Annotated in this window: 11 protein-coding genes; 8 read left to right on the top strand and 3 right to left on the bottom strand. The window is 57.2% G+C overall.

Annotated features, from left to right (window positions below):
• Nucleotides 1-56: 56 nt before the first annotated feature.
• From Q0955_RS03400 to Q0955_RS03420, 5 genes are all read left to right on the top strand, one after another.
• Nucleotides 57-431: a VOC family protein gene (locus Q0955_RS03400; RefSeq protein WP_299419881.1), complete on the top strand. Its 375-nt coding sequence runs from the start codon at nt 57-59 to the stop codon at nt 429-431.
• Nucleotides 424-1,458: a DMT family transporter gene (locus Q0955_RS03405; RefSeq protein ID WP_299419884.1), complete on the top strand. Its 1,035-nt coding sequence runs from the start codon at nt 424-426 to the stop codon at nt 1,456-1,458. The genes Q0955_RS03400 and Q0955_RS03405 overlap by 8 nt, the downstream gene beginning before the upstream one ends.
• Nucleotides 1,459-1,721: 263 nt before the next feature.
• Nucleotides 1,722-3,137: a cysteine--tRNA ligase gene (gene cysS / locus Q0955_RS03410; RefSeq protein WP_299419887.1), complete on the top strand. Its 1,416-nt coding sequence runs from the start codon at nt 1,722-1,724 to the stop codon at nt 3,135-3,137.
• Between the two features lie 85 nt (nt 3,138-3,222).
• Nucleotides 3,223-4,872 carry a citramalate synthase gene (gene cimA / locus Q0955_RS03415; protein WP_299419890.1) on the top strand — a complete coding sequence of 550 codons (1,650 nt, stop codon included), beginning with the start codon at nt 3,223-3,225 and terminating at the stop codon, nt 4,870-4,872.
• Entirely contained in the window at nt 4,869-5,642 is a 774-nt protein-coding gene (locus Q0955_RS03420; RefSeq protein ID WP_299419892.1) for a squalene/phytoene synthase family protein, read from the top strand. Before cimA ends, Q0955_RS03420 begins: the two co-directional genes overlap by 4 nt.
• A gap of 17 nt (nt 5,643-5,659) precedes the next feature.
• Here Q0955_RS03420 and Q0955_RS03425 read toward each other — a convergent pair whose 3' ends face one another.
• A complete protein-coding gene (locus Q0955_RS03425) occupies nt 5,660-6,886 on the bottom strand; it encodes an MFS transporter (protein ID WP_299419895.1) in 1,227 nt (408 codons plus the stop codon).
• Nucleotides 6,887-6,977: 91 nt separating this feature from the next.
• Here Q0955_RS03425 and Q0955_RS03430 point away from each other — a divergent pair, with 91 nt between their 5' ends.
• Nucleotides 6,978-7,610 (top strand): DNA-3-methyladenine glycosylase 2 family protein, encoded by a 633-nt coding sequence (locus Q0955_RS03430; RefSeq protein WP_299419897.1) that lies wholly within the window; start codon nt 6,978-6,980, stop codon nt 7,608-7,610.
• 632 nt (nt 7,611-8,242) lie between these two features.
• Here the strand turns inward: Q0955_RS03430 and glnA are convergent.
• Nucleotides 8,243-9,649, bottom strand: coding sequence for a type I glutamate--ammonia ligase (glnA, locus tag Q0955_RS03435; protein ID WP_299419898.1), 1,407 nt, complete (start codon nt 9,647-9,649; stop codon nt 8,243-8,245).
• A gap of 39 nt (nt 9,650-9,688) precedes the next feature.
• Complete coding sequence (locus tag Q0955_RS03440) at nt 9,689-10,027, bottom strand: P-II family nitrogen regulator (protein WP_164642114.1); 339 nt, start codon at nt 10,025-10,027, stop codon at nt 9,689-9,691.
• Between the two features lie 175 nt (nt 10,028-10,202).
• Between Q0955_RS03440 and Q0955_RS03445 the strand changes: the two genes are divergently transcribed.
• Together Q0955_RS03445 and Q0955_RS03450 are read left to right on the top strand one after the other, a co-directional pair.
• Nucleotides 10,203-12,011, top strand: a complete 1,809-nt coding sequence (locus Q0955_RS03445) for an NAD(P)H-hydrate dehydratase (RefSeq protein ID WP_299419901.1) — start codon at nt 10,203-10,205, stop codon at nt 12,009-12,011.
• An 84-nt stretch (nt 12,012-12,095) separates the two neighbouring features.
• Complete coding sequence (locus Q0955_RS03450) at nt 12,096-13,154, top strand: Hint domain-containing protein (RefSeq protein ID WP_299419903.1); 1,059 nt, start codon at nt 12,096-12,098, stop codon at nt 13,152-13,154.
• The last annotated feature ends 36 nt before the right edge of the window (nt 13,155-13,190 follow it).

The following is a 13,190-nucleotide window of genomic DNA, read 5'->3' on the forward strand; positions in this document are numbered from 1 at the left end:
TAACTTGAGGAATTAGTCTAAGTCCATCAAGAAATTCAGAGGAAGGACCTAGAGCAATGAAACTGGAACATGTGAACCTGACTGTGCGCGACCCAAAGACCACGGCGGCGATCCTGTGTGAGCTGTTTGACTGGCAGGTCCGCTGGGAAGGTGAGTCGATCTATGATGGCTACACCGTGCATGTGGGGGACACGGAGAGCTATCTGGCGCTTTATGCACCACCCAAGGAAATCCAAAACGCGGAAGAAAGCTATTATCGGGCGGGGGGATTGAACCACATCGGAATTGTTGTTGCAGACCTTGATATGGTTGAGGCGCGTGTGAAGGCGGCGGGATTTGTTCCCGGCAGTCACGCGGATTACGAACCAGGAAAGCGGTTCTATTTCGAGGGACCTGACGACGTTGAGTATGAGGTGATCAGTTATGCCTGAGTTGCAGAAAGCCGGGCCAATTGGCTTGTTGATCTGGTGTGGCACCTTGTTGGGCGTGGGGTTCCCGCTCAGCAAGCTGTCCGCGGCGGCGGGCGTGCCGCCGATGGTCTGGGCGCTGTTGGTCTCTGTAGGCACCTGTACGGCGCTGTTTCCCTTTGTGGCCTTACGTGGTCAGTTGAAGCTGCCAAGGGGACAGTTGCTGCGCTACGTGTTGGTAACTGGATTGGTGACCTCGGCCGGGATCAATGTGATGATCTTTGGCTTGGTGCCAAAGCTGGGCGCGGGTCAGGTGGGCATGATGTTTGCCTTGTCGCCGGTGGCGACTTTGGCGGTGTCTTCGCTGTTTGGCTTAAAAACGCCATCGCGGTTGGGCTTGCTTGGCATCGGCTTTGGTCTGATAGGCGCCTTGATGGTGGCTTTTGGCCGGGGCGGCGTGCATGGCACGTTGATCTGGTCTTTGGTGGGGCTGACCATTCCGCTGATCCTGGCGGCGGGGAATGTGTATCGCACTTTGGATTGGCCAGAGGGTGAGCATCCAATTGCCTTGGCGTTCTGGAGCCAGATGGTGGCGATTGTGACTTTGGTTGTGGTGATGGTTGCGCGCGGTGACGGGATTGCGCTGCATAGCGTGGCGGCGGTGCCCTGGGCTGCGGCGGCGCAGATGGTGGCGGCGGCGCTGACCATTCCGGCGTTTTTCCAGCTGCAACGCGTTGGCGGGCCGGTGATGTTGAGCCAGATTGGTTATGTGGCGGCGGCAGTTGGCTTGATTGTGGGCGTGGCTTTGCTTGGAGAACGCTATGGGCCGGTGAGCTGGATTGGCGCGGCCATCACTGCAGTTGGCATTGCCTTGACCATTCTGGCGCAGTCTGGGCGGTCAGTCGCGATACCAATGGCCTTCCCGTTGGGACGATTGACGCGGGCAAAGCTGTGGATCGGTGATGCATGTGAGAAGAAACGTGTGCCCAATCAGGCAACTTTACTCGCCGCTCGGCGGCAGGCTGTTCTGAAGCTTCTTCGCCAGGCCTGAACTACAATTATGTAAGACACTCCCAGACGGTGGTGCAGTTCTTCTGTGTCACCGTCAAAACGTGGAACTGGTCAATTCAGAGATGTCGGGCTTGACCGCCGTTCGCGCCGCGCATAGGGTCGCGGCCATGAACACTGTACGCACCATTATTATTTGCTGCTGCATTACCTGCTGACATCGTCAGGCGGGCCGTTCTTCTATTTCAAACATGTTTGAGAATTGGTAAGCCCGCCACGGACCAACCGTGTGCCGAGGAGCCACTTATGACTGAGATCAAGCTGCACAATACGCTGAAACGCCGCAAAGAGGTGTTTCAGCCGATCGATCCTGAAAATGTGCGGATGTATGTCTGTGGGCCGACTGTTTATGATCGCGCGCATATTGGCAATGCGCGGCCTGTGGTGGTGTTTGATGTGCTCTATCGCCTGCTGCGAGAGGTCTATGGCGCCGAAAAGGTGACCTATGTGCGCAACTTCACTGACGTGGATGACAAGATTAACACGCGGGCGGCGGAGAGTGGGCGCAGCATTGGCGAGATCACGGCGGAAACCACGCAGTGGTATCTAGATGACATGGGCGCGTTGGGGGCGAAGGAGCCCAACCATATGCCGCGCGCTACACAGTACATCGCCGAGATGATCACCATGATCGAGAAGCTGATTACGGATGGCTTTGCCTATGCCCATGACGGCCACGTGTTGTTCCGGGTGCGCAAGTATGACGACTACGGCAAGCTCTCGGGCCGGTCTGTGGACGACATGATCGCGGGCGCGCGGGTTGAAGTGGCGAGCTACAAAGAAGATCCGATGGATTTTGTGCTGTGGAAGCCATCCGATAACAACATTCCCGGATGGGACAGCCCTTGGGGGCGCGGGCGTCCTGGCTGGCATATTGAATGCTCGGCCATGTCCTATGAGCTGTTGGGTGCGCATTTTGACATTCACGGCGGCGGCAACGATTTGATGTTCCCGCACCATGAAAATGAGATTGCCCAGAGCTGCTGCGCCAATGGCGGGCAGCACATGGCGAACTACTGGCTGCACAACGAGATGTTGCAGGTGGAAGGCAAGAAAATGTCCAAGTCTTTGGGCAACTTCTTCACCGTGCGCGATCTGTTGGATGGCCATGATGGAAATCCGGGTGTGCCGGGCGAGGTGATCCGTTTTGTGTTCCTGAGCACACATTACGGTAAGCCGATGGACTGGACTGCGAAGAAGGCGGCAGAGGCTGAGGTCACGCTGCGCAAATGGCGGGGTTTGGTGGAAGGATCAGAGCCGATTGGCGTGGATCAGCATGTGCTGGACGCGGTGGCGGATGATCTGAACACTGCTGGTGCCCTGGCGCGGTTGCATGCGATGGCCAAAGAAATCGCCGCCAATCCGCAGAAAGACTGCTTCTATGAGAAGGGGGTCTTCTTGGGCTCGGCTCAGCTGCTGGGTTTGCTGACGGATGAATTGGCGGATTGGGTGCAAGCCGGGGATGTTGATTTGGGCGCCTTGGCCGACAAGTTGGCCGCGTTGCGGGCTGCGGCGATGGAGAGCAAGGATTTTGCGCCGGTGGATGCGCTGAAGTCAGCCTTGCTTGAGGCCGGTGTCGAAGTTCGTATGAGCAAAGCGGGTGTGGAACTGTCACCAGCCGCGGGATTTGACGAGAGTAAGCTGGCAGGACTGCTGGACTAAGACAAACAGGCGTGCGCAGGCAAGCGCGCGCCTTTTTCGTGTGGGCGCTCCGGCCTGCATTTGAGACACAGCGGAAGGCCAAGCTATGCGCAAGGAACGCCTCTATCTCTACGACACCACGCTGCGAGATGGGCAGCAGACACAGGGTGTACAGTTTTCCACCGGTGAAAAGGCGCAGATTGCGGCGACTTTGGACGCGATGGGCATCGACTACATCGAAGGCGGCTGGCCCGGTGCGAACCCGACCGACAGTGATTTTTTTGACTCTAAACCCAAACTGAACGCGACTTTCACTGCTTTTGGCATGACCAAACGCGCGGGCATGTCGGCAGAAAACGATGATGTGCTGGCGGCGGTGATGAATGCGGGCACAGAGGCCGTCTGTTTGGTGGGCAAGACCCATGATTTCCACGTGACCAAAGCGCTTGGCATCACGTTGGCGGAAAACACCGAAAACGTCGCCAAATCCGTGGCCTATATGGTGGCGCAAGGACGTGAGGCGTTGTTTGACGCGGAGCATTTCTTTGACGGTTTCAAGGCCAATCCGGATTATGCGCTGGAGGTGGTGAGAGCGGCCTATGAAGCCGGTGCACGTTGGGTTGTTTTGTGTGACACCAATGGCGGGGCTTTGCCGCGCGAGGTCTATGAGATCACCAAGGCGGTGATTGCAGCAGGCATTCCAGGCGATCATTTGGGTATCCACACCCACAATGACACAGAACATGCGGTGGCCAACTCGCTCGCCGCGGTGGACGCCGGGGCTCGGCAGGTGCAGGGTACTTTGAATGGTCTGGGCGAGCGCTGTGGCAATGCGAACCTGACCACGCTTATCCCGACGTTGTTGCTCAAGGAGCCCTATGCCAGCACGCTGGAGATCGGGGTGAGCGTTGAGACGCTGGAAGGGCTGACGCGCGCCAGCCGGATGTTGGATGACATCTTAAACCGTGTGCCGATGCGGCAGGCGGCATATGTTGGGGCCAGTGCCTTTGCCCACAAGGCGGGGTTGCACGCCAGCGCGATCCTGAAAGACCCAAGCACCTATGAGCATGTGGATCCGTCCGTGGTGGGCAATGAGCGGGTCATTCCGATGTCCAATCAAGCTGGGCAGAGCAACCTGCGCAAACGGTTGGCGGATGCGGGGCTGGAGGTCGAGAAAGGCAATCCAGCACTGGGAGACATTCTCAACCGCATCAAAGAGGCCGAGGCCAAAGGCTATTCGTATGACACGGCGCAGGCCAGTTTTGAGTTGTTGGCGCGGGATGCATTGGGGCTGACAGAAAGCTTTTTTGATGTAGAGCGTTACCGGGTGATTTCTGAGCGCCGTCGTAACGCGCGCGGGCATCTGGTGGTTGAGAGTGAGGCTGTCGTCACCGTTCAGCTGCCCAATGGCGGTAAGACAACGAGCTACTTCAAAAATGACCATGCTGATGAAATGAGTGACGAGGGGCCGGTGAACGCCCTTTGGCAGGCGCTTAAATCCGATCTTGGGCCATACCAAGAGGTCATAGATGACGTGCGTCTGGTCGACTTTAAGGTGCGGATCACCAATGGCGGCACAGAGGCGGTCACGCGGGTCATAATAGACTTTGAGGATGACACAGGACGGCGATGGGCCACAGTTGGCGTGTCGGCCAACATAGTCGATGCGAGCTTTGAGGCGCTGTTGGATGCGTTGAATTGGAAACTGGTGCATGTTGGCGCCAAGGGTGCTTATATGTCGGGAGCCCTTGCGTGACACAGGACGATCTAAACGCCTGTGCCGAATTGCTGCAGCGCGCAGACCCGGATCGGTTTGCCGCCGTGCTCGCGGCGAAGCCTGCGGCGCGGGATGTGCTGCTGCCGATTTATGCGTTTAATGTGGAAGTTGCCCGCGCGCCTTGGGTGACGCAGGAGACGATGATTGCCGAGATGCGCCTGCAATGGTGGCGCGATGCGCTGGATGAAATCCGCGAAGGCAAACCGGTGCGGCGGCATGAGGTTGTGTCACCTTTGGCAGAGGTTTTGAGTGTCGAAGATGCGGAGGTTCTGGATCGGTTGATCGAGGCGCGGCGCTGGGACATTTACAAAGACCCGTTTGAGAACCTGGCGCATCAAATGCGGTACCTGCAGGACACTGGTGGCGCGCTTTTGTTGGCGGCTGCGCGCAGTCTTGGGCCCTGTGAGGAAAACGTCGCGCTGGATGCGGGCTATGCCTTGGCGCTTGCAAATTGGCTACAGGCCATTCCCGCGCTGGAGGCGCAAAAACGCGTGCCATTGGTCGATGGACGGCCGCAGGCTGTCAGTGCTTTGGCCAAAGAAGGACTGGTGCGGTTCAGGAAAGCGCGCGCCAATCGTGGCGCGGTGTCAACGCAGGCTGCGCAGGCGTTTTTGAGCTGTTGGCAGGTAGAAACGGTATTGTCGCAAGCCGCAGCAGAACCGGAGCGGGTGGCACAAGGCGCGCTTGGTATGAGCGAGTTCGGCAAGCGGGTTGGACTGCTGTGGCGAGGTATGAGCGGGCGCTGGTGAAACGCCCGCCAATTCGTTTAGGCAGTTTCTTCGGAAGGCCGGAACATCAGCCAGATGAGAGCACCACCGGCCAGCATCAGGAACGGCGCCATGGCGAGGTTCACGCTGGTCCAGCCGGTCACGGCATCCCCACCGGAGCAGTTCATCAATCCGCCTGAGGCCAGCGAGGCCACGGTCACACCGCCAAAGACAATCACATCGTTCATGCCCTGCATACGACCTCGTTCTTCGACGGTGTGGGCACCGGCGAGCATGGTGGTTGCGCCGATGAAGCCGAAGTTCCAGCCAAGCCCCAGCAGGATCAGCGCGATGAAGAAGTTCTCCAGCTCAACGCCTTGAAGCGCCACACCGCCAGCCAAGCCGAGGATCAAGATGCCGGTTGCGAGGATTTTCTCGACGCCAAATTTTGCGATCAGGTGACCGGTGAAGAACGATGGCACAAACATTGCCAGCACGTGGGCGGTGACCACATCAGCAGCGTCGTTTTGCTCAAAGCCACAGCCGACAACGGCCAAAGGTGTTGAGGTCATCACCAGATTCATCAGCGCGTAGGCCACCATGGCGCAGATCACCGACACAGCAATGCGCGGGCTGGTGATCAGCTCCCACCGGGTGCGGCCTTTGGGGGCGTCTGGCGAGGGAACTGGGGGCTTAGGAATGTCGATGAACAGGAACAGCAGAGAGCCGATGACGTTGATTGCGATCACTGCGATGTAGGCGCCAAGGAACGGCACAACCATGGAGTCAGACGTCACTTTGACCAGTTGCGGGCCAATGATCGCCGAAAGCAGACCGCCCGCCATCACGTAGGAGATGGCTTTGGGCCGGAAGGCTTCAGAAGCAGTGTCCGCTGCGGCAAAGCGGAAGAAGCCTTGTGCGGACATGTATACGCCCGTCAATAGCGAGCCGAAGAGGAAGACCGGGAAACTGTTGAGGTAAAGGCCATACGCCCCTACGGCGCCACCCAAAGCCCCGCCCATGGTGCCAACAACAAATCCGGTGCGACGTCCGTATTTCTGCATGATCGCTGAAAGCGGTGTGGCTGAAAGCATCGACCCCAAAACAATCAGCGAAATGGGCAATGTCGCAAAGCAGATGTTCGAAGCCAGTGATTGTCCCGCCAATCCGCCAATCGTGAAGATCAACGGCATTTGCGAGCCTAGAAAGGCCTGTGCCAAAACAAGAATAAACACGTTGCGCTTGGCGCGGTTGTCATCGGCGGGGAGGGAGGTGATGTCGGTCATGCGCCAAGCGTTAGCTTGTTAAGCAGCTGAGGTCCAGTGGTTGCACTTCACCAAGCCGCGACTAAGGTACAGTGAGACTTTGGAGGCGCTTGTGGACGTTGGACGGATTATCAAAACCGAAGACTGTGTGGCTGAGGGCGCGGCGTGGTTGGCGGATCAAGATCCCCGGTTTGCGCAGGCGTTGGAGCTGACAGGCCCTTTGCCGTTACGGCTGCGTCCGGACGGGTTTGATCAGCTGCTGAGTGCGATTGTGAGCCAACAGGTCAGCGTGGCGTCCGCAGCTGCGATCTGGAAACGCATGCAAGACGCGGGCTTGGTATCGCCAGAGGCGATTGTCGCTGCGTCGGAGGATGACTTGCGTGGGGCAGGGCTCAGTCGGCAAAAGATGCGTTATGCGCGTGCCTTGGCGGACGAAGGTATTGATTTTGAGGCGCTTAGATCTGCACCCAACGGCGAGGTTTTCAAGACGTTGACCCAGGTTAGCGGTATTGGAATTTGGACGGCAGAGATTTACGCGATGTTTTCTCTCGGCCGTGCGGATGTGTTTGCACCCGGCGATTTGGCGTTGCAGGAAAGCGCGCGGATTCTGTTTGGGTTGGATGAACGGCCAAAGGAGAGGGCATTGCGGCAAATGGCGGTGGCCTGGTCTCCCTGGCGCTCTGTAGCGGCACGTCTGTTGTGGGCCTACTATCGGGTTGATAAAGGTCGTGAAGGTATTGGTTAGTTTGGCTAGCGAGGCTTATTCACACATAAGCAACTCAAGGTTTTTTTGGATTGACATCTTAGCACGTCATTACACGCGTAAAGGCGACCACGAAGACCTGGCAAAAATGCAAAAGAAAACGGTCGAACGCTTTACTGTTTGCTTGCTTCCGCAGGCATCACGCTTTCTTTGTGGATGTAGTTTTAAAACATGAATTTGACCCGAATAGCCTGGTAGGGGTCGTGGCTCGAGAGTGGCCAGAAAATGCCGGTATGGTTAGGTTGAAGGGAGCGGTAGGACTTTCACGCGAAGTTTCGCCGTCTGAGAAGAGCGCTGCATTATTCAGGAATCCTGTAAACTTTGCTCATTCCGTTGATGGGAACGTCTTTGTGTCTACGAACATTTTGGCTCCGAGCGGCGCCGATGGGGGAGCTGTCCGCCGTGCGGATCATCTGAAATCGTTTCTTGATGCTTTGGAGACTGAATGTCGGCAGAACAACTTGTCTTGTAAGCTTGAAATTCGTGAACGGAAGTTGGGATGGAGCATTGGCAAAGGCGCGTTCTAGCCAAGCGGCTTTGAATTCGACTTGTAGGCGGGGCAAACAAAAAGGGCGCTCCGAGGAGCGCCCTTAAATATTTGATCCAAGTTGGATTTAGCAGCTGTAGTACATGCCAAATTCAACCGGGTGTGGGGTGTGCTCATAGTGCTCCACCTCTTCCATTTTCAGCTCAATGTAGCCGTCGATCTGGTCTTTGGTGAACACGTCACCGGCCAGCAGGAAGTCGTGATCTTCAGCCAGAGCTTCCATGGCTTCGCGCAGGGAGCCACAGACAGTTGGGATGTCCGCCAGCTCTTCGGCAGGCAGGTCATAGAGGTTTTTGTCCATGGCTTCGCCTGGATCGATCTTGTTCTTGATGCCGTCAAGGCCGGCCATCAGCAGTGCAGCGAAGCACAGATAGGGGTTTGCCGCTGGATCAGGGAAACGTGCCTCTACGCGCTTGGCTTTTGGGCTTTCGGTCCATGGGATACGGACACAGCCGGAGCGGTTACGTGCGGAGTAGGCGCGCAGAACGGGGGCTTCGAAGCCAGGGATCAGACGCTTGTAAGAGTTTGTCGCCGGGTTGGTGAAGGCGTTCAAAGTCTTGGCGTGCTTCAGGATACCACCAATGAAGTACAGTGCTTCCTGAGACAGGTCAGCGTATTTGTCGCCTGCAAACAACGGCTTGCCGTCTTTCCAGATGGACATGTTCACGTGCATGCCGGTGCCGTTGTCGCCGTAGATCGGCTTTGGCATGAAGGTGGCGGATTTGCCGTAAGACGCGGCCACGTTGTGGATCACGTACTTATACTTCTGCAGCTCGTCGGCCTGTTTGGTCAGGCTGTCAAAGATCAGGCCCAGCTCGTGCTGACAGGAGGCCACTTCGTGGTGGTGCTTGTCAGTTTTCATACCCAGACGCTTCATGGTGGAGAGCATCTCGGAACGCAGGTCGTGTGCGTCGTCGGTTGGGTTGGTTGGGAAGTAACCACCTTTGACACCAGGGCGGTGGCCCATGTTGCCCATTTCATATTCGGTGTCGGAGTTCCAGGACCCGTCGATGGCATCAACTTCGTAAGATACTTTGTTGATTTTGTTCTCAAAGCGCACGTCGTCAAACAGGAAGAACTCTGCTTCTGGACCCATATAGGCCACGTCACCGATACCGGAAGATTTCAGGTAGGCTTCTGCTTTTTCGGCGGTGCCGCGTGGGTCACGTTCGTAAGCTTCACCTGTGTCCGGCTCAACAATGGAGCAGTGGATGCAGATGGTTTTTTCGGCATAGAACGGATCGATGTACGCAGACGTGGTGTCCGGGATCAGTTTCATGTCGGAGTTTTCGATGGATTTCCAACCCGCGATGGAGGAACCGTCAAACATGAAGCCTTCTTCGAGGAAGTCTTCGTCAACAAGATCCACATCCACAGTCACGTGCTGCAAGCGGCCACGTGTGTCGGTGAAACGGATGTCCACATATGCGGCATCTTCGTCTTTGATCAGCTGGAGAACTGCGTCTACGCTCATTCCCTTGGTCCTTCTGATTGCTTTGAATTCTGGGTGAATTTACAGGGCGTCCGGGCCGGATTCACCGGTACGGATGCGGATGGCTTGCTCCACGGGGGAGACAAAGATTTTGCCGTCACCGATTTTGTCGGTTTTGGCCGCACCCACGATGGCTTCGATTGCACCGTCAACCTGATCGGCCTCAAGCACAACTTCGATTTTCACTTTGGGCAGGAAGTCCACAACATATTCAGCGCCACGGTACAGCTCGGTGTGGCCTTTTTGACGGCCAAAACCTTTGACTTCAACAACGCTTAGACCCTGGATACCAAAGTCCTGCAGGGCTTCTTTGACTTCATCAAGTTTGAACGGCTTGATGATGGCTTCGATCTTTTTCATGTGGAGGCTCCTCCTCAGGTGCGGTCTTGAAACCCGACAGACCACTTTCATTGCTAGGTCACAATTGGATAGGGTGACGCAGGGCGCTCTGGGTGGGTGGATTTCAGGGGTGTGCCTAAAAAATAGGCAAAGTGGCGCAAAACTGCGCTGAATTGAATCGCAGGAAGTTTCACAAATGAGCGAATTGTTAACCGCAGCCCAAATGCGCGCCATTGAACAAGCGGCGATTGAGTCGGGCGAGGTGACCGGCCTGGAGCTGATGGAGCGGGCCGGGCAGGGCGTGGTCGAGGCTATTATCGAAGAATGGCCGGAGCTGGGTGGTTCTGAAGCGCAGGCTGGGGGCCAGCCCCCAGACCCCCGAGATATTTCTGGAATGAGAAAGCGGGCGGTTGTGCTGTGTGGGCCGGGGAACAATGGCGGCGACGGATTTGTGGTGGCGCGGTTGTTGCAGCGGCAGGGTTGGGGTGTGGAGGTGTTTCTTTACGGGGAAGCAGAGAAGCTGCCGCTGGATGCGCGGGTGAATTATGAGCGGTGGTGTGCGTTGGGGGCGGTTGCTCCGCTAACAGAGAGCGGCATACGCAGCGGTGATTTCGCAACTCTGTACGTGGACGCCATTTTTGGCACAGGATTGTCACGCGCGCTGGATGGAGAGCTGTTTCAAGTGGTGCGACATCTGTCGGGCATAGACGGGGATTCATATCAGGATCGATTGGTCAGTATTGACGCGCCTTCGGGGCTTTGTTTGGACAGCGGTCGTGTATTGGCGCAAGACCAGGTTCGCCAATGGCCCGAGGGGGTGTTCGATAATCTACCGGCTGAAATCAAGAAAACAGTAAGTCAAGGTTGTGGGCCGCGCGTTTTAACGGAGCGTTTCGCTGCTTTGACCGTCTGCTTTGACAGCGCAAAGCCAGGCCACTTTTTAGCGCAAGGGCCAGCTCTTTGTGGCAAAACCGTTGTCAAAGATATCGGTCTCTCTGCGCGACGGCGAGTATACAATGGCGCTAAGTATGATGTGACCTTCCCGCACGGGCCCAAAATGCCAGGGGGTTCACCCGCCAAGACGCGGCGGCCCGCCTTCCTTTCGCTTTTGGTCGGTGAGGCGGGAGGGGAGGATTTTCAATCCAAAAGGGGAGTCTCCCTAAGTCGACTGCGTAAGTGCCCCTCGCAGCACAAATTTGGACACGGGCACGCGCTGATACTCTCCGGCGGCTCCGGCAAAACCGGCGCCGCGAGGTTAGCGGCACGGGGGGCGCTGCGCATTGGCGCGGGGCTGGTCACGCTGGGGGTGCCGCCCAACGCGCAACAGGAAGTGGCCTGTCAGATCACAGCCTTGATGCTGCAGCGGGTGGCAGATGCAAAAACGCTTGAGAACGTGCTTGGAGATGAATGCCATAATGCGCTTTGCCTGGGGCCGGGTATGGGGCTGGAGCGTGCGCGGGAGTTGGTGCCGGTGGCTCTGGCAACCAAACGTGCGGCGGTGTTGGATGCGGATGCATTAAGCGCATTTGCGGAGGATCCATCAGAACTTTTTGATCTTTTGCATGAGAGCGTGGTGCTGACGCCGCATGGTGGCGAGTTTGCGCGGCTGTTTCCGGACATTGCCGCCAAGCCGGCGGAACCGCCGACCCGAGGGCCGGCTTTTTCCAAGGTGGACGCCACTCGCGAAGCTGCCGCACGGGCAGGGTGCGTCGTTCTGTTTAAGGGGCCGGATACGGTGATTGCTTCGCCAAATGGGCAATGTGCCGTGAATGCGGCGGTCTATCAGCGCGCGGCGCCCTGGTTGGCGACTGCGGGTTCAGGGGATGTTTTGGCTGGGTTCATCACGGGGCTGCTTGCGCGCGGATTGGCGCCGCAACAGGCGGCAGAGACAGCGGCGTGGCTGCATGTGGAGTGTGCGCGGGCGTTTGGGCCCGGTTTGATCGCGGAGGATTTGCCAGAGATGCTGCCGCAGGTTTTGAGCTCTTTAAGCAACGAGCAGCCATAGCTTGCGGCGGATTGCTGGTCTTTGCTTCAAATTTAGCGTAGTCTGAGTGCAACAATAAAAACGCAGGTCGGGCAGGTCTGTTCCATGGCGAATTATTCATTTTGGGCGTTGGGGGAAACTCACGTCTCGGTATCTGGTGGCGTGTCTCTGGACGGGATCACACAGGGGGACGGTAGTCACCTAGTGGGGGAAACCATCACACTTAACAGCAATGCCTGGGAACAGATATTTGTGCGCGACCGGAACAGCGATACCAACTTTGATGACAACGACGGTAATCAAAGATTGGATGGCACTCAAACGTTTGACGGCACAACATACAGTAACCGAACGCGGATCGAGGCTGAGTATGAGTTTGTGTTGCTTGACCCCAACACCGGGCTGACCTACCGCGTTCTATCGGTGAATTTCAACAACTCATCGCCCACATACGGTACTGTTGAGGGGCTGGCTTTTGTGGATGAGTTTCCGCCAGTGGGCGTTGCTCTGACCGTCATCTCAGCGCAGGAAGGGCCCTCTGGAGGGGCGTCTGTTGACCAGTCCGATATCGCGGCGCCGCCGTGTTTCACGCCGGGAACGATGATCCGCGTACAGGGCGGACAAAAGCCGGTTGAGGACATTCAGGTGGGGGATAAGGTCAAGACGCTGGATCACGGATTTCAAACTGTGCGTTGGGTTGGTCAAGTCACCTTGAGAGGTGTCCAGCTCATAGCCAACCCAGAATTCCGCCCGGTGCAGATACAAAAAAATGCCTTTGGGGCCGGGCGGCCGTGCCGCGCTCTGACGGTATCGCCGCAGCATCGCGTCTTGTTGGATGGCTGGCGCGCCGAGTTGTTTTGCGGCGAGCCTCAAGTGCTGGCTGCCGCGGTGCATCTTGTGAATGACAGCAGTGTGCGCGTGGTGCGGCCCGACGGTCCTGTGACCTATATTCATTTGCAATTTGATCAGCATGAGATTGTAGATAGTGAGGGGCTTTTTACTGAAAGCCTGTTTGCGGGGCCGGGGGCTTTGCAAGGTCTGCCTGACGAAAGTCGCGCCGAGCTGATGGCGTTGTTTCCCGGGATTGCGCGCGGAGACATTGGGGCCATGGCCCGCCCCGTTGCACGGCGGCAGGAAGTTCAGGCCATTCAGCTGATTGGGTGACTTTCAGTGGTGCAGACTGCGAGGCTGCTGAATTGT

The sequence above is a fragment of the uncultured Shimia sp. genome, assembly GCF_947493595.1.
Taxonomy (GTDB): Bacteria; Pseudomonadota; Alphaproteobacteria; order Rhodobacterales; family Rhodobacteraceae; genus Shimia.